The organism is Haemophilus sp. SZY H53 (assembly GCF_054332375.1).
In genome coordinates this window covers 71794-93297 of the sequence record NZ_JBTGNV010000007.1, presented here as the reverse complement: position 1 = coordinate 93297, position 21504 = coordinate 71794, and the positions used below count along the sequence as shown (strand labels likewise).

At 40.6% G+C, this 21504-nt stretch carries 18 protein-coding genes; 5 read left to right on the top strand and 13 right to left on the bottom strand.

The window, feature by feature from the left end:
• Nucleotides 1–116: 116 nt before the first annotated feature.
• From lysS to ACXVWB_RS07925, 7 genes are all read right to left on the bottom strand, one after another.
• The gene (lysS, locus tag ACXVWB_RS07955) at nt 117–1625 is read right to left on the bottom strand and encodes a lysine--tRNA ligase (RefSeq protein ID WP_126471084.1); all 1509 of its coding nucleotides are present in this window, start codon (nt 1623–1625) and stop codon (nt 117–119) included.
• 298 nt (nt 1626–1923) lie between these two features.
• A complete protein-coding gene (gene nrdB / locus ACXVWB_RS07950) occupies nt 1924–3054 on the bottom strand; it encodes a class Ia ribonucleoside-diphosphate reductase subunit beta (RefSeq protein WP_005637108.1) in 1131 nt (376 codons plus the stop codon).
• A gap of 101 nt (nt 3055–3155) precedes the next feature.
• The gene (gene nrdA, locus ACXVWB_RS07945; RefSeq protein ID WP_458485299.1) at nt 3156–5426 is read right to left on the bottom strand and encodes a class 1a ribonucleoside-diphosphate reductase subunit alpha; all 2271 of its coding nucleotides are present in this window, start codon (nt 5424–5426) and stop codon (nt 3156–3158) included.
• A 274-nt stretch (nt 5427–5700) separates the two neighbouring features.
• A complete protein-coding gene (gene dolP, locus ACXVWB_RS07940) occupies nt 5701–6282 on the bottom strand; it encodes a division/outer membrane stress-associated lipid-binding lipoprotein (RefSeq protein ID WP_197543450.1) in 582 nt (193 codons plus the stop codon).
• Between the two features lie 84 nt (nt 6283–6366).
• A complete protein-coding gene (locus ACXVWB_RS07935) occupies nt 6367–6951 on the bottom strand; it encodes a D-sedoheptulose-7-phosphate isomerase (protein ID WP_289902041.1) in 585 nt (194 codons plus the stop codon).
• Nucleotides 6952–6963: 12 nt separating this feature from the next.
• The gene (locus tag ACXVWB_RS07930; RefSeq protein WP_289902042.1) at nt 6964–7323 is read right to left on the bottom strand and encodes a YraN family protein; all 360 of its coding nucleotides are present in this window, start codon (nt 7321–7323) and stop codon (nt 6964–6966) included.
• Nucleotides 7324–7326: 3 nt separating this feature from the next.
• A complete protein-coding gene (locus tag ACXVWB_RS07925; protein WP_289902043.1) occupies nt 7327–9048 on the bottom strand; it encodes a penicillin-binding protein activator in 1722 nt (573 codons plus the stop codon).
• 69 nt (nt 9049–9117) lie between these two features.
• Between ACXVWB_RS07925 and rsmI the strand changes: the two genes are divergently transcribed.
• The 4 genes from rsmI (at nt 9118) to pntB (ending at nt 14731) form a co-directional block, all read left to right on the top strand.
• The gene (gene rsmI, locus ACXVWB_RS07920) at nt 9118–9966 is read left to right on the top strand and encodes a 16S rRNA (cytidine(1402)-2'-O)-methyltransferase (RefSeq protein ID WP_289902044.1); all 849 of its coding nucleotides are present in this window, start codon (nt 9118–9120) and stop codon (nt 9964–9966) included.
• Between the two features lie 81 nt (nt 9967–10047).
• Nucleotides 10048–11496, top strand: coding sequence for a metalloprotease TldD (gene tldD, locus ACXVWB_RS07915; protein ID WP_289902045.1), 1449 nt, complete (start codon nt 10048–10050; stop codon nt 11494–11496).
• Nucleotides 11497–11799: 303 nt separating this feature from the next.
• Nucleotides 11800–13341 carry a Re/Si-specific NAD(P)(+) transhydrogenase subunit alpha gene (gene pntA, locus ACXVWB_RS07910; RefSeq protein ID WP_054418819.1) on the top strand — a complete coding sequence of 514 codons (1542 nt, stop codon included), beginning with the start codon at nt 11800–11802 and terminating at the stop codon, nt 13339–13341.
• Nucleotides 13342–13351: 10 nt separating this feature from the next.
• Entirely contained in the window at nt 13352–14731 is a 1380-nt protein-coding gene (gene pntB, locus ACXVWB_RS07905) for a Re/Si-specific NAD(P)(+) transhydrogenase subunit beta (protein WP_289902046.1), read from the top strand.
• Nucleotides 14732–14790: 59 nt separating this feature from the next.
• Here the strand turns inward: pntB and yedF are convergent, their stop codons facing one another.
• From yedF to moeA, 4 genes are all read right to left on the bottom strand, one after another.
• Nucleotides 14791–15060 (bottom strand): sulfurtransferase-like selenium metabolism protein YedF, encoded by a 270-nt coding sequence (gene yedF / locus ACXVWB_RS07900; RefSeq protein ID WP_289902047.1) that lies wholly within the window; start codon nt 15058–15060, stop codon nt 14791–14793.
• Nucleotides 15061–15101: 41 nt separating this feature from the next.
• A complete protein-coding gene (gene yedE / locus ACXVWB_RS07895) occupies nt 15102–16325 on the bottom strand; it encodes a selenium metabolism membrane protein YedE/FdhT (RefSeq protein ID WP_289902090.1) in 1224 nt (407 codons plus the stop codon).
• Between the two features lie 233 nt (nt 16326–16558).
• Nucleotides 16559–17281 carry a molybdopterin-synthase adenylyltransferase MoeB gene (gene moeB, locus ACXVWB_RS07890; RefSeq protein ID WP_128787454.1) on the bottom strand — a complete coding sequence of 241 codons (723 nt, stop codon included), beginning with the start codon at nt 17279–17281 and terminating at the stop codon, nt 16559–16561.
• Nucleotides 17281–18498, bottom strand: a complete 1218-nt coding sequence (gene moeA, locus ACXVWB_RS07885) for a molybdopterin molybdotransferase MoeA (RefSeq protein ID WP_289902048.1) — start codon at nt 18496–18498, stop codon at nt 17281–17283. Before moeA ends, moeB begins: the two co-directional genes overlap by 1 nt.
• A 154-nt stretch (nt 18499–18652) precedes the next feature.
• Between moeA and folE the strand changes: the two genes are divergently transcribed.
• Nucleotides 18653–19303 (top strand): GTP cyclohydrolase I FolE, encoded by a 651-nt coding sequence (gene folE / locus ACXVWB_RS07880; RefSeq protein ID WP_128787452.1) that lies wholly within the window; start codon nt 18653–18655, stop codon nt 19301–19303.
• 44 nt (nt 19304–19347) lie between these two features.
• On the opposite strand, the gene aroA is transcribed toward folE, so the two are convergent.
• Nucleotides 19348–20646, bottom strand: a complete 1299-nt coding sequence (gene aroA, locus ACXVWB_RS07875; protein ID WP_128787451.1) for a 3-phosphoshikimate 1-carboxyvinyltransferase — start codon at nt 20644–20646, stop codon at nt 19348–19350.
• Nucleotides 20646–21482 (bottom strand): formyltetrahydrofolate deformylase, encoded by an 837-nt coding sequence (purU, locus tag ACXVWB_RS07870; protein WP_128787450.1) that lies wholly within the window; start codon nt 21480–21482, stop codon nt 20646–20648. Before purU ends, aroA begins: the two co-directional genes overlap by 1 nt.
• Nucleotides 21483–21504: the final 22 nt, after the last annotated feature.

Below are 21504 nucleotides of genomic sequence, written 5' to 3'. Positions count from 1 at the left end.
GATAATCGTTAAGGCGGTTATCTCTTTTTTTCATGAAAGTGCGGTTAAAAATGACCGCACTTTTAAATAATAAAAAAGGAAGTCAATAGACTTCCTTTTATGTTACTTCAATTTAATTATTTTTGACGCATTGCAGGGAATAGGATTACATCACGGATAGATGGCGCGTTAGCATAAAGCATTGCTAAGCGGTCAATACCTAAACCTTCACCCGCTGTAGGTGGTAAGCCGTGTTCAAGTGCAACTACGAAGTCATCATCCTTAAACATTGCTTCATCGTCACCCGCTTCTTTCGCTGCGACTTGCGCATCAAAACGTTCATTTTGGTCTTCGGCATCGTTTAATTCTGAGAAGCCGTTACCAATTTCACGACCACCGATGAACAATTCAAAACGGTCTGTTACTTCTGGATTTTCATCGTTACGACGTGCAAGTGGTGAAATTTCTGCTGGATGCGCCATTAAGAAGGTTGGTTGAATTAAGTGATGTTCAGCCACTTCTTCAAAGATCGCATTTACGATAGAGCCTAAGCCCCAAGATTTTTGTACTTCAATACCTAAGCGTTCAGCGGTTGCTTTTGCACGATCGAAATCATAAAGATCTTCTTTTACGATACCTTTATCTGCACCATATTTAATGGTTGCATCATGTAATGTTATACGCTCAAATGGTTTGCCGAAGTCAAATTCTAAATCACCGTATTTCACAATGGTTGTACCAAGAATATCAATGGCGAGTTTGCGTAATAATTCTTCGGTGTTATCCATTAAATCATGATAATCTGCATAAGCTTGGTAGTATTCAAGCATGGTGAATTCTGGATTGTGACGGACAGAAACTCCTTCATTACGGAAGTTTCGGTTTAATTCGAAGACACGCTCAAAACCACCAACCACTAAACGTTTTAAGTAAAGTTCTGGCGCAATACGAAGATACATATCAACATCTAATGCGTTGTGGTGTGTGATAAATGGACGAGCAGATGCGCCACCTGGAATCACTTGTAGCATAGGCGTTTCAACTTCCATGAAACCTTTAGAAATAAAGAATTCACGAATACCGGCAACCACTTTTGAACGAATAATAAATGTACGGCGAGATTCTTCATTAGAAATTAAATCTAAGTAACGCTGACGATAACGCGCTTCCATGTCGGTTAAACCATGGAATTTGTTTGGTAACGGACGAAGTGCTTTGGTTAAAAGTTGTACTTCAGTTGTTTTAACGGTTAATTCATTGGTTTTGGTTTTGAAAAGTGTTCCTTTCACGCCAATAATATCACCTAAATCCCAGCTACCTACATCTTCTGCATAAACGCCTTCAGGAAGATTATCACGAGCAACATATAATTGAATTTTGCCACTCATATCTTGTAAGGTAATAAAGGTGGCTTTACCCATTGCGCGACGAGTCATAATACGACCGGCAACAGCTACTTCAATGGCTTTTTCTTTTAATACTTCGCCCTCTTCGGCTTCGTACTTATCATGTAAATCTTGGGCAAGGGCGTTACGACGGAATTGGTTTGGAAACGCATTACCTTTTGCGCGTAATGCGGCTAATTTTTCACGGCGAACGAGCATTTCGCCATGGAGATCTAATTCTTTTACTTCTTGCTCTGACATATCCTTTACCTCGTTAGTTTTTACTTAGAATGTGATTTATTTAATAATAAATAGAATTTTTCTATTCTACCTAGAGCATTGTTTTTTGTTAAGCCTTTTTTAATTAAGTTATCCTTTTTATCTAGAAAGTTGTCGAAATTGAATTGGTAGAGATGGAATTACGCCATTTTTCCACATAAGATAATTTTATCCTTGGTTCTTGAATAAGGTTCACCGTGTACGCAAACAAAAGAGCGGTCAATTTTTCAGAGGTTTTAAACGCTGAAAATACTGATCGCTCTTTGCGTAGAATGATTAATTAAAGATCGAAATCGCCGAAATCATTGGTATCGACTTTAGAATCAATTTGACCAACAAGGTAAGAACTCACTTCCACTTCTTGTGGTGCAACTTGTACGTTGTCAGAAACAAGCCATGCGTTAATCCATGGAATTGGGTTAGAACGCGCACCAAATGGTAATGGAAGCCCAACCGCTTGCATACGGATATTAGTGATGTATTCCACGTATTGCACCAAAATGTCTTTGTTCAAACCAATCATTGAACCGTCTTTGAACAAGTAATCCGCCCATTCTTTTTCTTGCTCTGCTGCGGCTAAGAATAAATCATAGGCTTCTTGTTTACATTCTTCCGCAATTTCAGCCATTTCAGGATCGTCTTGACCTGCAGCCATAATGTTTAAAATGTGCTGTGTGCCGGTTAAGTGTAACGCTTCATCACGAGCGATGAATTTAATGATTTTCGCATTACCTTCCATTAATTGACGTTCTGCAAAGGCAAAGGAGCACGCGAAAGATACATAGAAACGAATGGCTTCAAGTGCGTTCACACTCATCAAGCAAAGATAAAGTTGTTTTTTCAAGTTACGTAACGTTACAACACATTCTTTACCATCTACCGTGTAAGTACCTTCACCGTACAGGCTGTAAAGTTGGCTATCACGGATTAAATCATCGTAATAAGAAGAAATGTCACGCGCACGTTTGATGATTTCTTCGTTCGTCACGATGTCATCAAACACGATAGATGGATCGTTCACAATGTTACGAATGATGTGTGTGTAAGAACGAGAGTGGATGGTTTCTGAGAATGTCCAAGTCTCGATCCAGGTTTCTAATTCCGGAATGGATACCAATGGCAACAACGCAACGTTCGGACTACGACCTTGAATGGAATCCAACAAGGTTTGATATTTTAAATTGCTGATGAAAATGTGTTTTTCATGTTCAGGTAACGCGGCATAGTCGATACGGTCTTGCGACACATCCACTTCCTCCGGACGCCAGAAGAAAGAAAGTTGTTTTTCAATGAGCTTTTCAAACGTCTCATATTTTTGTTGATCGTAACGCGCAACGTTAACGTTTTGACCAAAGAACATCGGTTCTTTTAATTGGTCGTTTTTATTTTGTGAGAAAGTGGTGTATGCCATTTTTGTCTCCATATCGTAGGGTGGGCTTTAGCCCACCATTTTAATAAGAAAGTTTTGGTGGGCTAAAGCCCACCCTACAAGAATAGAAAGAAATGTCTAATTTAAATCTTACACGCTCCACCAGCACAGCCATCGTCTAAATCTTCTTGGCTGTCTTCAGCACCATCACGGGTGTTTTGATAGTAGAGGGTTTTTAAGCCGTATTTGTAAGCGGTTAAAAGATCTTTTAACAACACTTTCATTGGCACTTTACCGTCTTCAAAACGTTTTGGATCGTAGTTGGTGTTGGCAGAGATCGCTTGGTCCACGAATTTTTGCATAATGCCCACTAAGTGTAAGTAACCGTCATTGCTTGGAATATCCCAAAGCAACTCATAGTTATCACTTAAGTTTTCATAATCCGGTACAACTTGTCTTAAGATACCATCTTTTGATGCTTTAATACTCACATGACCACGTGGTGGTTCGATACCATTTGTTGCATTAGAAATCTGTGAAGAAGTTTCTGACGGCATTAATGCGGTCAAGGTTGAGTTACGTAAATCGAATTCTTTGATTTCTTGGCGCAATGTTTCCCAATCATAATGCAATGGTTCTTGCGTTAAGTTATCGATATCTTTCTTATAGGTATCGATTGGTAAAATACCTTTTGCGTAATTGGTTTCATTGAAGTACTCACATGCACCTAATTCTTTCGCTAAGTTCATGGAGGCTTTTAATAGATAGTATTGAATTGCTTCAAATGTACGGTGAGTTAAATCGTTCGCTGAACCATCAGAATAACGCACGCCATTTTTCGCTAAGTAATACGCATAGTTAATCACACCGATACCCAGTGAACGACGACCTAATGAAGAGCGTTTCGCTGCAGGAACAGGGTAGTCTTGGTAATCTAGTAATGCATCTAATGCACGTACTGCAAGATCTGCCAGGTTATCTAACTCGTCTAAATCGTCTAATTTACCTAAGTTAAATGCAGAAAGCGTACAAAGGGCAATTTCACCATTTTCATCATGGAAATGTTGTAATGGTTTAGTTGGTAATGCAATTTCTAAACATAAGTTAGATTGACGTACCGGTGCAACAAGCGGATCAAACGGTGAATGAGTATTACAGTGATCCACGTTTTGAATATAAATACGACCAGTTGATGCACGTTCTTGCATTAATAAAGAGAATAACTCAACGGCTTTTACAGAACGTTTGCGGATATTTGGATCCTGTTCGTATTTCACGTAAAGTTCTTCAAATTTATCTTGATCAGCAAAGAAGGCTTCATAAAGTCCAGGCACGTCTGAAGGGCTAAATAAAGTAATATCTGCGCCTTTAATTAAGCGTTGATACATTAATTTGTTTAACTGCACGCCGTAGTCCATATGACGCACACGGTTATCTTCCACACCACGGTTATTTTTCAATACTAATAAGCTTTCAACTTCTAAGTGCCAAATCGGGTAGTAAACTGTCGCCGCACCACCACGTACGCCACCTTGTGAACAAGATTTTACAGCACTTTGGAAGTGTTTATAGAATGGAATACAGCCAGTGTGGAATGCTTCACCACCACGAATTGGGCTACCTAACGCACGAATTGCACCTGCATTTACCCCGATACCCGCACGTTGTGAAACGTATTTCACGATTGCTGCAGAGGTAGCGTTGATAGAGTCTAAGCTGTCACCACATTCAATCAATACGCAAGAGCTGAATTGACGCGTAGGCGTACGAACCCCCGCCATAATAGGCGTAGGTAAGGAAATCTTAAAGGTTGATGTCGCATCATAGAAACGACGAATGTAATCCAAACGGGTTTCTTGTGGATATTTTGAGAATAAGCTCGCTGCAACTAATAAATAAAGGAATTGTGCAGATTCATAAATCTCACCGGTTACACGGTTTTGAACTAAGTATTTTCCTTCTAATTGTTTTACTGCGGCATAAGAAAAGGTCATATCACGCCAGTGATCAATAAACCCATCCATTTCATCCCATTCTTCACGAGTATAGTCGGCTAAAAGTGCAGGATCGTATTTGCCCATGCGCACTAATTTTTTTACATGATCGTATAAACGAGGTGGATCAAAATGGCCATACGCTTTTTTACGTAAATGGAAAACGGCAAGACGCGCAGCAAGATATTGATAATCAGGGGTATCTTTGCTGATTAGATCTGCTGCTGCTTTAATAATGGTCTCATGAATATCGGAGGTACGAATACCTTCATAGAATTGAATATGAGAACGCAATTCAACTTGAGAAACAGACACGTTTTCCAAGCCTTCAGCCGCCCAAGTAATCACACGGTGAATTTTGTCTAAATTGATTTGTTCAAGCGTACCATCGCGCTTTGTAACCATTAATCCTTTGTTCATGGGAGATAAAACCTGCTAGAGAGATGACTTTAAAAAACACAAGATATAGTGTTATGGAAAATAACGATGCACAAGATAGAGTGTTTTAAAATTGAATTCAAGCAGTAAATTTTTTACTTAGATTATTGACAAAAGATAAGTCATTTAAAATAAATGACTTATCTTTCAAGTGATGTTTTTTTAGGCAGGATCTTTTTTGTAAATCTTTGTAAAGAAAAAAGTGCGGTCAAAAATCATCTCGTTTTTGACCGCACTTTAAAGTTTAAAAATTTAATTAATTCAAGTATTTAAATACTTTGACGACTTTTTGAACACCAGACACTTTACTTGCAATTTCTGCCGCTGAGTCACCTTGTGATTGAGTGACGTTTCCGAGTAAGAATACTTCACCATTTTCGGTGATCACTTTCACATCTGTTGCTTTTACATTATCGCCAACAAAGAGTTTTGATTTAATTTGTGTGGTAATCCAGCTGTCTTTAGTAATTTGACCAAAGTTAATTTTATTGCCCACACGTAATTCATTATAGACGTCATTCACGCCGTCCACGCCTTTTGCAAGACTGGTTGCGGTTTCTTTCACGCCTTCACTCGGCACTTGACCAATCAATAATACACGACCACTATAAGAAACGGCATGTACACGACCTTCTGATTTAATTTGTGCATCTTTATCTAATGCATTTTCAACTTTTATTTCTAACGTTTCATCATCGACTTGCGTCCCCATTGTGCGAGGATCCGTTGCAACTTTAGCACCAGCAGCTGCGCCACCAAGTACAGCAGCCACACAGCCTTGTAACATAATCGATGCACCAAGTACGAAGGCGAGTTTTTTTAATGGGGTTAATTTCATTATTAATCTCCTTTTTATAAATGAGTGAGTTAACTAGTTAGTCAATTAATTTTAGAAATAGTTTGGTTGGAAAAGCCTTTAATGTCAAGCTCTTGGGAAAAGCGTGTTATCAACAAGCTCACAAAGAGCATTAATAACAAATAAATGATTTTCCAAAATCCGTGCTTCTTTCGTCGCGGGAATAGAGATTTCTAAATCAGCTTCAGCTAACACACCTTGAATCGCATCATTGTTTGCACCGGTTAAGGCAATGACCTGAATTTCTTTGTTGACGGCATTCGCAATCGTATTCAGTACCGCTTTTTCTGTTCCAAGCGGCGCAAAGGCAATCAATAAATCGCCAGGCTTCGCGATAGCGTTGAATTGATGCTGATACAGTTGATCAATAGGTTGATCAAAAACCAGTGAAGAACCGACCGCACTTTCAAGGCTAAGATGTACGGATGGCAGGCTAGGGCGCTCAAAATCATAACGATTAAGCAAATTTGATACTAAGAATTGTGCATTCGCATAAGAGCGAGCGACACCACAGGCAATCACTTTATGACCACTTAACAAACATTGCATGACCATTTGTGTGGCAGTTGCAATATTTTCTGATAATAGACTCGAAGCAGAGATTTGAATCTGAATACTTTCGCTATAAATATCTTTAACTTTTTGTAACATAATCGGAAAAGGTTAATCGAGAAAATTAGGAATCCATTGGATATCACTGGCGGTTTTTCCAAAGGCGATAAGATCAAAACGACAATCCGCATCTTCAAGGCTTAGGTTACGTTTGGCTAGCCATAAATTTGCGGAATTTAGCCATTTTTGTTGCTTTTGCCAATCCACGCTTTCAACAGCGGATCCAAATGTCGAACTGGATCGTTGACGTACCTCAACAAAAACAATCGTTTGACCGTCTTGCATAATAAGATCTAATTCACCGCATTTGAAATATTGATTCGCCGCGATGAATTTAAGGCCTTTGGTTTCTAAGAAAAGGCGGGCTTGATGTTCAAAGCCCGCCCCTTGTTGGCGTTTTAATGAAAACATAGATTAGTTTGCAACTGTAACTACGTGACCATCTTGTACTTGATACCATGTCATATCACGATTTATATTGCAGTTTGAATCGGCATTAAGCTGCCCAGTTAAACCGCTTAAGGTATAACCCGGTACTTGGCGTAATTCGTTAAAGTGATTGATGAGCAACCATGCATCAGCACCCATTGCATATAAACGCATTAATTGGAACTCACCACCGGTTGAACCCGCTACTTTTTGGTATTGTGAAGAATCATTTTGTTTAAAGAACGGAATATCACTAAATTGAACGCCATTCATTTTTGCATAGTATTCCGCAGTATTGCTTGCCGCATTTGAACGAGAACTTGCATAAATGCGAACATTCGGATTGCTGGTATCTAAGTAACCTTTAATTTCTGCTAATTCATCTGGCGATGACACGACATAAAGCCCAGCTGTATCTTGTGAAGCACCTTGGAAGAAATAGGTAATATCAGCTGGTAAGTTATAGTAGCGAATATTCGCATCTGTACCCGCTAAACGTTGCCAACGTACATTGAACGCATTACCAACACGTTGTCCTAAATCATTTTGTGGCATCGCAACGATGGGCTGGCGAATACCATCTTGCCACATTTTATTTGCAGCCGATTCCGCTTCATCCTCTGGAGATAAACCGTAATAACACATTTGGTTAATTGTGCGCACATTCGGTGTCGCATTTAATGCTAACACATCTATACCTTGCACTTCTGTAGGATTTGAAATAATCGTATCCACATTCTGTTTGAGCAATGGTCCGACTAATGCTTTAATGCCAGCGTTTTTAGCTTGTACAATAATTTCGTTAATTGGTGTGGTTGATGAGTCAAAGACCTGCACTGGGATAGTTGAGTCACCTTTGGCATTATTGAAACCTGATTGAATCGTTGTACCTAAAATTTGTCCATCTCCACTTAAGGGTAAGATTAACCCAATTTGAGCTAAATTTGTTTGTTGGAAATTTAATAAGCTTTCTAGCTCTTTAGGGAAAAAAGTAGCTGCAACGTGACTTGGATAAGCGGATTTCCAGCTTTGTAGCGCTTGACTTAATTGTACTGGCTGACGAATGTTGTCATTATAGGCTTTAATTAAAGTGAGCCACCCCCCGAGTGCTACGCTGCCTTCATCTGAGGCATTATTAATGACCCCTGTATTAGCAGAGTGGAGTAATGCCCAAGTCTTATCGACATTATTTTTACGACGTTGTATATCTGTTAAGTTTTCATCCATTTTGATGCGTGCTTTCACCGCTTCAATCACATCTTTACGATTTTCTGCAGTTTGCGCAAAGGTTTCGTAATAACGGGATTTTTGTGATGGACTTAATTTCGTAAGATCAAGCGCACGTAATTGACTTTCAGCCATCTCATTAGCGCCTTTCGCCGCAGAGATACTCGCTTCAACTAACGTACGGTCTAATTGTTGCGCTTCGTTTAAGTCAACTAACTCCGTTAATAGCTCTTCCGCTTGGGGTACTTTATTTTCAGTAATTAATACACGTGCCGCTAAGAGTTTGTAAGTTTGTTGATCTTCTTTATCTTGTGCTTGTCCTAATTTATTCATATAAAATTCAGAACTTGCATTGGCATCACGTTGTAATGTTTGGGTAAAGCTGCTATCGAATAAGTTAGAACAACCTGCTAATGCAACAGACAATAAAATCGGCATTAAACGTTTTTTAAAACGACCGCCTTGTAATAGAATAGACATATTCGCTCCATAATGAATAAATCAATAATGGGCGATCTTACTTATCTCACAATGTAAAAGCAAACAAAAATGAATGATTTAACCGGAATTTTATATATTGTCGCTACGCCAATCGGGAATTTACAAGATATTACGCAACGTGCTTTAGAGACCTTTTCGCATGTAGATTTAATTGCTGCGGAAGACACGCGCCACAGTGGTTTATTGCTCAGTCATTATGGTATCAAAAAGCCTTTTTTTGCCTTGCATGATCACAATGAACAAGAAAAAGCACATGTGTTGGTAGAAAAGCTAAAACAAGGTATCAATATTGCATTAATTTCCGATGCAGGAACCCCCTTAATTAGCGATCCAGGTTTTCATTTAGTGCGTCAATGTCGTGAAGCGGGCATTAAAGTAGTGCCACTACCAGGTGCTTGTGCAGCGATTACTGCATTATGTGCATCAGGCATTGCGTCAGATCGTTTTTGCTTTGAAGGTTTTTTACCTGCGAAAACCAAGGCACGTAAAGATAAGTTAGAAAACGTCGCAGAAGAAGACCGCACTTTAATCTTCTATGAATCAACTCACCGCATTTTAGATACCCTTGCCGATATGCAAGATGTATTAGGTGGTGATCGTTATGTTGTGCTTGCACGTGAAATTACGAAAACGTGGGAAACCATTGCAGGGGATAAATTAAGTGATCTTCGTCAATGGTTAAGTGAAGATCCGAATCGCACAAAAGGTGAGATGGTGTTAATCTTGGAAGGCAAACCCAAATTAGAAGATAGCGAAGAATTTTCACCACAAGCAATTAAAGCACTCACTTTGATTGCCAAAGAACTCCCTTTAAAAAAGGCTGCGGCGATTGTAGCAGAACTTTATGGTTATAAGAAAAATGCCTTATACCAATTTGGATTAGATAATTTAGATTAGTCAAAAAACTATCTCCCTCTTTAGCAAAGAGGGGATAGGAGAGATTTGGCTGAATTAATTTTTATAAATTTCGGAGAACAAATGTTAAAACAGGTTTCAGATACCTTACTTGCACCAAGCAATTTATCGCATCAATCATTGCTTAATATTTTTGATGTAATGTCGCATCGTCATATTGATTATGCGGATCTTTATTTTCAATTAAGCCAAGATGAAAGCTGGGTATTAGAAGACAGCATTATTAAAGAAGGTGGCTTTCATATTGATCGCGGTGTTGGTGTGCGCGCCGTTTTGGGTGAAAAAACAGGCTTTGCGTATTCTGATCAAATCAATTTAGCCTCATTACAACAATGTGCTGAAGCTGTAAAAGGCATTGCACAAATTAAAGAAGGTAATTTAATTTCGCCTCAGGCATTTAATGCGGTGAATGCGGTTCAGCGTTATGCGGCGATTAACCCGTTAGAAAGTTTAAGTAAAGAGAAAAAGATCGAGTTATTATACTTAGTGGATCATACAGCTCGATCTGAAGATCCTCGTGTTACGCATGTTTCCGCAGCATTAAGCTCAATTTATGAAGAAGTGTTAGTGGTCGCAACGGATGGCACTCTTGCTGCAGATATTCGCCCGCTTGTGCGTTTATCTATTTCGGTTCTCGTGGAAGAAGATGGCAAACGTGAGCGTGGTAGTTGCGGTTCAGGTGGACGCTTTGGCTTAGATTGGTTCTTTGACGTGGTAAATGGGGATATTCGTGCCGTTAATTTTGCCAAAGAAGCGGTTCGTCAAGCCCTTGTGAATTTGAGTGCGGTCGCTGCACCAGCAGGATTAATGCCTGTGGTATTGGGGGCAGGTTGGCCTGGCGTATTGCTTCATGAAGCAGTAGGGCATGGTTTAGAAGGGGATTTCAACCGCAAAGAAAGCTCTCTATTTACAGGAAAAATTGGTGAGTTAGTGACGTCGCCATTATGCACAATTGTGGATGATGGCACATTGCAAAACCGCCGTGGTTCTTTAACCATTGATGATGAAGGTGTGCCTAGTCAATGTAACGTTTTAATCAAAGACGGGATTTTGCAAGGCTATATGCAAGATAAACTCAACGCTCGATTAATGGGTGTGAAACCAACAGGAAATGGTCGTCGTGAGTCTTATGCACATTTACCAATGCCGCGAATGACAAATACCTATATGTTGGCGGGGCAAAGCAAATTTGAGGATTTAGTAGCCTCTGTGGATCGTGGTATTTATGCACCGCACTTCGGTGGTGGGCAAGTGGATATCACTTCGGGTAAATTTGTGTTCTCGACTTCTGAAGCTTATCTGATCGAAAAAGGTAAAATCACCAAACCGGTTAAGGGCGCTACATTAATTGGTAGCGGTATTGATGTGATGCAAAAGGTGTCTATGGTCGCAGATAAAACAGACTTAGATCTTGGTATCGGTGTATGTGGCAAAGATGGCCAAAGTGTGCCAGTCGGCGTTGGTCAGCCCGCCTTGAAAATAGATGAAATCACCGTTGGTGGAACCAATTAAACATACAGCCCGATAAACCATGTCGGGCTTTTTATTCCTCCATTTAAGTGCGGTCAATTTTTTAGGTATTTTTATCAATCGATTTTTGATGAATAATCATTGAGTTATGTGAGAAACTAAGCGTACCATATTTCTATTTCAATCCTTTTGTGATCCCTATCACAATATCTTGTAAAACCAGTTAAAAATTTCCCCAAACAATTCCAATAAGTGGTACATTTACCGTGCATGACTTTTTGTCATTTAAGAGGTAGAGACAGGCGTGAGCTTGTCTGAAATTTTATCAACTAGAGGGAAACATTTATGTTAATTGGTGTACCTAGAGAACTGCTTGATAGCGAAAATCGTGTGGCGGCGACGCCAAAAACGGTTCAGCAGATCTTAAAACTGGGCTTTGACGTCATCGTAGAACACGATGCGGGATTCAAAGCAAGTTTTGAAGACCAAGCATTTATCGACGCCGGCGCAAAAATTGGCTCAAGTTCAGAAGTGTGGCATTCGGATGTGATTTTTAAAGTGAATCCACCAACGGATGCAGAAATTGATCAAATGAAGGAAGGTGCAACACTTGTGAGCTTCATTTGGCGCGCACAAAATCCGGATTTAATGAAAAAACTCACGTCGAAAAAAATTAATGTATTAGCGATGGATTCTGTGCCACGTATTTCCCGTGCGCAAGCGCTTGATGCATTAAGCTCTATGGCGAATATTTCTGGTTATCGTGCGGTGATTGAAGCAGCTCATGAATTTGGTAGTTTCTTCACTGGACAAATTACTGCAGCAGGTAAAGTACCCCCGGCAAAAGTGTTAGTCATTGGTGCGGGTGTTGCAGGTCTAGCGGCGATTGGTGCTGCGAATAGCCTTGGTGCGATTGTACGTGCTTTTGACTCTCGTCCTGAAGTAAAAGAACAAGTACAAAGTATGGGCGCGTCTTTCTTAGAAATTGATTTCAAAGAAGAAGGCGGTAGTGGCGATGGTTACGCGAAAGTGATGTCAGAAGAATTTAACCGTCGTGCGATGGAGCTTTATGCGGAACAAGCGAAAGAAGTGGATATCATTATTACCACTGCAGCAATTCCAGGTAAACCAGCCCCTCGCTTAATCACAAAAGAAATGGTTGATTCCATGAAACCAGGTTCTGTGGTGGTGGATCTAGCGGCTGCAACAGGCGGTAACTGTGCTTACACTGAAGCAGGAAAAGTCGTCACCACTGAAAACCAAGTGAAAATCATTGGTTATACCGATTTCCCAAGTCGTTTACCAACACAATCTTCCCAACTTTACGGTACAAACTTAGTTAATTTATTAAAACTACTTTGTAAAGAAAAAGACGGCAAGATCAATATCGATTTTGAAGATGTGGTATTACGCGGTGTGACTGTGGTACGTGATGGGGAAGAAATTCCACCAGCACAAATCCAAGTGTCAGCACAACCAAAACAAGAAGCGAAAGCGGCACAAAGTGCGGTTAAAAAAGAGGAAGAAAAACCGGCGGATCCTCGCATCAAATATGGTGTGATGGCGGGTGTAGGTGTGTTATTCCTCTGGCTTGCATCTGTGGCGCCAGCGGCATTTCTTTCTCACTTCACCGTATTCGTATTGGCTTGTGTAGTCGGTTACTACGTGGTTTGGAACGTCAGCCACGCTTTACACACCCCACTTATGGCGGTAACCAATGCGATTTCAGGTATCATCATTGTGGGTGCATTACTGCAAATTAGACAACCAACAGGCAACTTCTTTATTGATGCATTAGCCTTTGTGGCAATCTTGGTGGCAAGCATCAACATCTTTGGTGGTTTCCGTGTAACCCAACGTATGTTGGCGATGTTTAGAAAAGGTTAAGGAGAAGACGATGTCTGAAGGTTTAGTACAAGCAGCCTATATTATCGCTGCATTACTTTTCATTATGAGCTTAGCCGGTCTTTCTAAACATGAAACGGCAAAAGCTGGTTGTTGGTATGGTATTGTCGGTATGACAATTGCCCTTATTGCAACCATTTTCGGCCCGCAATCTGAAGGTACATTATGGATCATTATTGCGATGATCATCGGTGGCGTGATTGGTGTTCAACGTGCATTAAAAGTTGAAATGACTGAAATGCCTGAACTCGTTGCGATCCTTCACAGTTTTGTAGGTTTAGCAGCCGTGCTTGTAGGCTTTAACAGTTACGGCTTAACACACGAAACCGATCCTGTGTTAATGAATATCCATAACGTTGAAGTATTCTTAGGGATCTTTATCGGTGCGGTAACATTCACGGGTTCTATCGTAGCATTCGGTAAATTAAGCGGCAAAATCAATTCAAAAGCATTAATGTTGCCACATCGCCATAAATTAAATTTAGCGGCGTTAGTAGTTTCTGCTTTATTGATGGTCGCTTTCTTAAACAACCCAGATAATATCTTCCCAGTGTTACTCATGACCGCGATTGCACTTGCATTCGGCTGGCACTTAGTGGCATCTATCGGTGGTGCGGATATGCCGGTTGTGGTTTCAATGCTTAACTCATACTCTGGTTGGGCAGCGGCTGCAGCAGGTTTCATGCTAAGCAATGACTTGCTTATCGTCACCGGTGCATTAGTGGGTTCTTCTGGTGCGATTCTTTCTTACATTATGTGTAAAGCGATGAACCGCTCATTTATCAGCGTTATCGCTGGTGGTTTTGGTAATGATGTTCAAGTATCTTCTGATGAAGAACAAGGCGAATACCGTGAAACAACCGCAGAAGAAGTGGCTGAATTACTCAAAAATGCAAGCTCTGTGATCATCACGCCAGGATATGGTATGGCGGTAGCACAAGCGCAATATCCAGTGGCTGAACTTACGGCGAAATTGCGTGAGCGTGGTATTAACGTGCGTTTTGGTATTCACCCTGTTGCAGGTCGTTTACCGGGTCATATGAACGTACTTTTAGCCGAAGCGAAAGTGCCTTATGACATCGTGCTTGAAATGGATGAAATCAATGATGATTTCGCGGATACTGATGTGGTATTAGTTATCGGTGCAAACGACACCGTAAACCCAGCAGCGATGGAAGATCCAAACAGCCCAATCGCAGGTATGCCAGTGTTAGAAGTATGGAAAGCACAAAACGTTATCGTATTCAAACGCTCTATGGCGGTGGGATACGCGGGCGTTCAAAACCCATTATTCTTCAAAGAAAACACTCAAATGCTCTTTGGTGATGCAAAAGAACGTGTTGATGACATTCTTACAGCATTAAACAAATAAGAAAAAAACTGAAGTAAAACAGGCCGCACTTTGAGAGATTAAAGTGCGGTTTTTTTACATTAACGTTGAATCAAATAGCGTAATTTGGTGCCATCTTGTTCTACTCTTAATAGAGTGTAGCCGTGGTTTTTAGTATCAACAGGAATGTTGTTGATAGATTGAGCACAGTCGCTTAATAGTTCTAAGATTTCGCCTTTTTGTAATTGAGGCATGGTTTCGAGCATCACGATTGCTGGATACGGGCAAGGTTCACCTAGCGTATCTAACGTGTAATCTGGGGTGATGTCTTTCGGATCTTTATCTAATTTTTGAACAACGATAAATGCCATAATAATGTCCTCTTTTTTTGAAGGAATTCGTTAATATTTAATTAGCAACCACAAGCTTGTGGATTTGCTGCCGCAATTTTTGCTTTAGCCTTTTTCAAGAAGTGATGTTCCCACCAAATGACAGCGATTAAGCAAAGAATAAGCAAGCCATAATTCACTAATAAACCGCCAACAGGGCCAAAGGATTTCAATAAGTTAAGTTTTTCGTAATCTAATGCGAGCACTGGTGCAAGATCGTCCCATGCATAGGCTAAATAAGTTGAACCGATAACATTACCCACGCCCACCCACATAAAGTGAACTTGACCTTCCATTGAGCGATACATCCAACCGGTTTCACATCCGCCCGCTAACACAATACCGAAACCGAATAATAAACCACCGATAATGGCATTTGGGCCTGCCCACATGATTTTGGCTGGTACGCCTAATTGAATATAGCTGAATACGCCAAGTGTACCTACGATAATACCGAAGATAATCGCTTTTGCCATATAAGCACGGCCTGTTACCCATAAATCACGGAAGGCAGAAGTAAAGCAAATTTGAGCACGTTCGATTAACAAGCCGAAAGCTAAACCACAAAGCATTGCAAAGCCCAGTTTGACTGAGTTTGTCATCACATAAAGGGAAGCGATAAGATAGGCAAAAAAGATGACCATACCAATCCAGAAACGACGATTAGCTTGTTTCGGGTCAGTTTCTTGTAATTTTGCAGCGCCTTTTTTCAATTCTAATTTCACGCGAAATATCGGAAGTAAGGTGACTTTTACCCCCGCGTAAGTGCCTATGGCTGTCGCAATAGTGAAGAACCAAGCGTGGACAGAAAATTGTGGAATACCGGTGAAGAGAGAGGCAAGGTTACAACCCATCGCTAAACGAGCACCAAACCCCGCTAATGCACCACCAATGAGGGCTTGGACAATACGACGTTTGTGTGGTTGATTACGCCATTTTACGTTGTTTGCCCAAAGTGCAGCAGAAATACACCCCGCAAACATACCTAAAATCATCACACCATCAATACGGGTGAAGATCGTGCCTTGCATGCCGATAATTTTATAATAGCTCCAGTCGGACACATCCACGCCTAGCGCTTGCAAAGCATGACCGCCCCAACGGGTAAATTCTCCTGTAACCGCCCAATAAGTGCCGGTTACCCCAAAGTAATAAGCTGAAATGAGCCCCGCAGCAATGACTGCCGCGACAGGATTCCAGTATTTGATCAGATAATTTTGTTTGAATTGCTGCAAAATCTCTTTCATGAGTGAGTAAATCCTTAAAATGAAATGATGATTTGCAAGTGCGGTATAAAATGAAGAGATTTTTGAAGTGTCTGCCATTTTCCTATACACAAAACTTGCGATATAAGACAAATGAATTGTCGAGCAAGATAATAGCATTTGTTTTTTGTTAATGCACGAGGGGAGGGATAATTATTTGTGGGTAATTTAGGATTTAGACAGACTTACTGTCTGTCTAAATGTTAAGAGAAAACTTAAACGGGCAATTTCATTTCTCGTACACGCATGGTTAATCCATCGATTAACAATAAGCGTCCACATAAATTTGAACCGATTTTTAACCGCACTTTGATGGCTTCTAAGGCTTGAATAGAGCCCACAATCCCCACGATTGGCGCCAGTACGCCAGCTTCTACACAGCTTAAAACATTTTGTCCAAAGAGTTGGCTAAGTTGGCGATAGGTTGGGGTATTGGGTTCATAAGTAAAGACGGAAATCTGTCCTTCTAAACGGATTGCAGCACCAGAAACAAGCGGGGTCTTCGCTTGTTCGCACCCACGATCGAGCGCATTACGAATATCCACGTTATCGGTACAATCTAATATCACATCAAAGTGCGGTATGATTTCCGCGAATTTTTCTTCGGAAAGTTGTGCATTGATGGTTTCAATTTCGACATGAGGATTAATCTGCTGCAAGGCGATTTTTGCCGATTCCACTTTAGGCATATTCAATCGGCTATCCGTATGCAACACCTGACGTTGCAAATTAGAAAGCGATACGGTGTCAAAATCCAATAAGGTTAAATGACCCACGCCAGCGGCGGCAAGATATTGACTTGCCGCACAGCCTAAACCGCCTAGACCGACAATTAACATTCGGCTGTCTTTCAGCTTTTCTTGTCCGTCAAAATCAACCGCTTTTAAGATGATTTGGCGGTTATAACGCAGTTCTTCTTCGTAGCTTAATTCAGCCATTATTGCCCCAATAGGTGATTAAACGGTTCAATGGTGACGATTTCGCCCGCAGACACATTACCACGATCTTTTTCTAAACGAATAAAACAGTTACTTTTCACAAAGGAACTGAATAAATGCGAGCCTTGGAAACCCACCGGTTGCACTTCAAGTTGACCATTTTCATTGATTTGATAGAAACCACGTTGGAAATCTAAACGTCCTGGCGCTTTTTTCAAATTGGTTTGGGCAATCGCTTGAAAGTGCGGTTGTTTTTTCGGGTGTTTTTTACCGCTTAATTTGGCGATAGCAGGTTGAACCAATTGATAGAATGTCACTAATGCAGAAACGGGATTGCCGGGTAAACCGCAGAACCAAGCATTTTCTAATTTACCGAAAGCAAATGGCTTGCCGGGTTTCATTGCAATTTTCCAGAAATTCACTTGACCCACTTTTTCTAATACGGTTTTCGTGAAGTCAGCTTCACCCACCGAAACGCCACCGCTTGTGATCATAAGATCGGCCTGAGCTTGTGCTTTCACAAAGGCCGCTTCAAATTCTGCTTGGTTATCCGGCAGAATACCAAAATCGAGCACATTGCAATTTAACTTTTCGAGCATTAATTTGACGGTGAAACGGTTGGTATCGTAGATTTGTCCCGCTTGTAATGGTTGGCCGACAGGCACTAATTCATCACCCGTTGAAAGCACGGCCACTTTTAAGCGAGGGTAAGCTTTCACTTCAGCGATGCCTAATGACGCGAGTAAAGGTAAAGAAACGGCATTTAACTCATCCCCTTGATGTAATACCACATCACCTTTTTTCACATCTTCACCAATACGGCGAATATTCTGATTCGCTTTAGGTAATGCTGCAAAGGTAACAGAACCATCTTCATTGACGGTGACCTCTTCTTGCATCACCACCGCATCAGCACCTTCGGGAATCATCGCACCCGTCATAATTCTGACCGCACTTTGTGCTACCCATTCCCCTTGAAATGGATTACCAGCAAAGGATTTTCCTGCGACAGAAAGCGTCATGGATTGCTGTAAATCGACTAAACGAACCGCATAGCCATCCATCGCGGAGTTATCAAAAGAAGGCACATTAATCGGAGAAATCACATCTTCCGCACAGATACGATCTGCAGCTTCAGTTAAAGCCAGTGTTTCAGTTTTTGTTGGGAAGGGAAGTTGGTTGAGCATTTGCGCCAAGGCATCTTCAAGTGGCAACATAATCAATCCTTTGGGTTGAGCAAAATAAACGTGGATATATTGTAGCCCGAAATACAATATGAAGGAAATTAATAAATTAGGGTGATTTTTCGCATTTTACGAATAATTCATCTTTTGTTAAAATAACACAATATTTTTTATAAATGGAAAGTAAATGAACGCGATTTCACCTGATGCGGAAAGTGTCCGCCGAGCCTTGGTAGCCAAAGGCATCGAAACACCAATGATTGATCCGACTCAATGTAAAGATGAGCGCCGTGCGGCGATTGCTTCGCATATGCGTGAAGTGATGGAATTGATTGGATTAGATCTGCATGATGATAGTTTAGAAGAAACGCCAAATCGCTTAGCCAAAATGTTTATTGATGAAATTTTCAGTGGAATGGATTATGCCAATTTCCCGAAAATGACGAAAATCAAAAACCAAATGAAAGTGAGCGAAATGGTGCAAGTGAATGACATCACCTTGACCAGTACTTGCGAGCATCATTTTGTGACAATTGATGGCAATGTTGCTGTCGCATATTATCCAAAAGATTGGGTGATTGGCTTGTCTAAAATCAATCGCATTGTGGCGTTTTTTGCGCAACGCCCACAAGTACAAGAGCGTTTAACTGAACAGCTTTTAACGGCATTTCAAACCATTTTAGAAACTGATGATGTGGCCGTTTATGTGAAAGCAACACATTTCTGTGTGAAAGCTCGCGGAGTAAAAGATACCCACAGTTATACCGTGACATCAGCCTATGGCGGGGTCTTTTTAGAAGATCGCGAAACTCGAAAAGAATTTTTATCTTCTATTTAGAAATAACGAAAAAAGCACCGAGCATTCGGTGCTTTTTTATGTTTTTAGCTTCGAACACTTAATTTCTCAAATTCATCGAAGAATGTTGGGAAGGTTTTAGCCGTACATTTTGGATCTAAAATCGTGACGGGGGTATCCGATAAAGCAATCAACGCAAAGCACATTGCCATACGGTGATCGTTATAAGTCTCAATTTCGGCATGTTTAAATTGAGAAAGGGGAAGCGGTTGAATTCGAATAAAATCTTCACCTTCTTCAACCTCTGCACCGACTTTTCGTAACTCGGCAGCCATAGCTGAAAGGCGATCGGTCTCTTTCACACGCCAGTTATAAATGTTGCGAATAACGGTTTCACCCTTGGCAAATAAAGCGGTTGTGGCAATCGTCATAGCCGCATCAGGAATGTGGTTCATATCCATATCAATGCCGTGGAGTTCAGCTTGTTCTGCTTGAATAAAATCTTCACCCCAAGTGATTTTAGCGCCCATTTTTTCTAGCACGTCAGCAAATAGGCGGTCGCCTTGAATGGAATGTTTGCCAATTCCCGTCACTTTTACGTTGCCTTTAATCGCGGCAGCGGCAAAGAAATAAGAGGCAGATGAGGCATCACCTTCGACCATGTATTTGCCAGGTGAAACATAGGATTGGTTACCTTTCACCTTAAACACTTGATAATGTTGATTTTCAACCGAAACACCAAAATCTTTCATCATCGCGAGGGTAATATCAATATAAGGTTTTGAAACTAAATCACCCACAATATGGATATCTAAATCGCCTTCAGCAAGAGGCGCAGTCATTAAAAGTGCGGTCAAAAATTGAGAAGAAATTGAACCGTCAATTTTAATCATGCCACCTTTAATCCCTTGATTACGAATTGCAACTGGTGGGTAACCGTCATTTTCTAAATAACGAACATTGGCGCCTGCTTGAAGAAGTGCATCAACCAAATGTTTGATTGGACGCTCTTTCATACGGGGCTCACCAGTCAAAATAACTTCGCCTTCTGTATCGCCTTTTAAACAAAGCGCAGCGGTTAAAGGTCGCATAGCGGTGCCAGCATTGCCTAGAAACAGCGACAAGCCATTTTCAACCTGAAATGCGCCACCTAAGCCTTCAACTTCACAGCAAGTTTTGTCTTCGGATAGTTGGTAATTCACCCCTAAAGATTTAAGGGCATTTAACATATGACGAATGTCATCACTGTCTAACAAGTTAGTGACCGTTGTGGTGCCTTTAGCTAATGCTGCTAATAATAATGCACGGTTTGATAAACTTTTCGAGCCAGGTAAGTTGATCTCACCTTCAATGCGAGAAATTGGCTCTAAAGTGATTGCTTTCATTACAAGACCACCGTTTTATTTTTATACACAAAAATACGATCATGTAAGGCAAGATCAAGCGCACGGCTTAATACGGTTTTTTCCACATCACGGCCTGCACGCATCATGGCATCGGCAGAGTAAGTGTGATCCACATTTATTACATTTTGCATAATGATCGGACCTTGATCTAATTCATTATTAATAAAGTGAGCCGTTGCACCAATAATTTTTACGCCACGTTCATAGGCTTGTTGATAGGGTTTTGCTCCAATAAATGCGGGTAAGAATGAATGGTGAATATTGATGACGCGATTGGGATAACGCGCCACGAATTCTGGATTTAATACACGCATATATTTAGCTAACACAATATAATCAGGTGCATATTCATCAATTTTTTCAGCGAGTAATTTATCGTGTTCCACACGAGTGAGCCCTTCATGACTGACACAATGGAATGGAATATCAAAGCGTTCAACTAATTCGCGTAAATTATCGTGATTTCCAATTACTGCCGCAATTTCTACATCTAATGCACCGTAGTAATTTTTCATTAAAATATCACCTAAACAGTGCGCTTCTTTAGTCACTAAAATTACGATACGTTTACGTTTTGCACTGATTAGCCGACAGTTTGTCCCTTTCGGCAAACTATAATCTAAATCAGCTAGCAAGGTGTCTTCATTAAAAATCCCTTCTAACTCTGTACGCATAAAGAAATGCTTCGTTTCAAAATCAACGAACTCATTATTATGAAGGATATTTAATTGATGTTTGTAACAAATATTGGTGATTTTGGCGATTAAGCCTTTATCATCAGGACAGTCCGTCAGTAATATTTTCTTTTCTAACATAATGAATATTTTGCAAGGTAAA

Bases quoted from the DNA above. Each gene is read 5' to 3' on its own strand.
- lysS (WP_126471084.1), bottom strand. From the start codon at position 1,625: ATGTCAGAGCAAGAAGTAAAAGAATTAGATCTCCATGGCGAAATGCTC.
- nrdB (WP_005637108.1), bottom strand. From the start codon at position 3,054: ATGGCATACACCACTTTCTCACAAAATAAAAACGACCAATTAAAAGAA.
- nrdA (WP_458485299.1), bottom strand. From the start codon at position 5,426: ATGAACAAAGGATTAATGGTTACAAAGCGCGATGGTACGCTTGAACAA.
- dolP (WP_197543450.1), bottom strand. From the start codon at position 6,282: ATGAAATTAACCCCATTAAAAAAACTCGCCTTCGTACTTGGTGCATCG.
- ACXVWB_RS07935 (WP_289902041.1), bottom strand. From the start codon at position 6,951: ATGTTACAAAAAGTTAAAGATATTTATAGCGAAAGTATTCAGATTCAA.
- ACXVWB_RS07930 (WP_289902042.1), bottom strand. From the start codon at position 7,323: ATGTTTTCATTAAAACGCCAACAAGGGGCGGGCTTTGAACATCAAGCC.
- ACXVWB_RS07925 (WP_289902043.1), bottom strand. From the start codon at position 9,048: ATGTCTATTCTATTACAAGGCGGTCGTTTTAAAAAACGTTTAATGCCG.
- rsmI (WP_289902044.1), top strand. From the start codon at position 9,118: ATGAATGATTTAACCGGAATTTTATATATTGTCGCTACGCCAATCGGG.
- tldD (WP_289902045.1), top strand. From the start codon at position 10,048: ATGTTAAAACAGGTTTCAGATACCTTACTTGCACCAAGCAATTTATCG.
- pntA (WP_054418819.1), top strand. From the start codon at position 11,800: ATGTTAATTGGTGTACCTAGAGAACTGCTTGATAGCGAAAATCGTGTG.
- pntB (WP_289902046.1), top strand. From the start codon at position 13,352: ATGTCTGAAGGTTTAGTACAAGCAGCCTATATTATCGCTGCATTACTT.
- yedF (WP_289902047.1), bottom strand. From the start codon at position 15,060: ATGGCATTTATCGTTGTTCAAAAATTAGATAAAGATCCGAAAGACATC.
- yedE (WP_289902090.1), bottom strand. From the start codon at position 16,325: ATGAAAGAGATTTTGCAGCAATTCAAACAAAATTATCTGATCAAATAC.
- moeB (WP_128787454.1), bottom strand. From the start codon at position 17,281: ATGGCTGAATTAAGCTACGAAGAAGAACTGCGTTATAACCGCCAAATC.
- moeA (WP_289902048.1), bottom strand. From the start codon at position 18,498: ATGTTGCCACTTGAAGATGCCTTGGCGCAAATGCTCAACCAACTTCCC.
- folE (WP_128787452.1), top strand. From the start codon at position 18,653: ATGAACGCGATTTCACCTGATGCGGAAAGTGTCCGCCGAGCCTTGGTA.
- aroA (WP_128787451.1), bottom strand. From the start codon at position 20,646: ATGAAAGCAATCACTTTAGAGCCAATTTCTCGCATTGAAGGTGAGATC.
- purU (WP_128787450.1), bottom strand. From the start codon at position 21,482: ATGTTAGAAAAGAAAATATTACTGACGGACTGTCCTGATGATAAAGGC.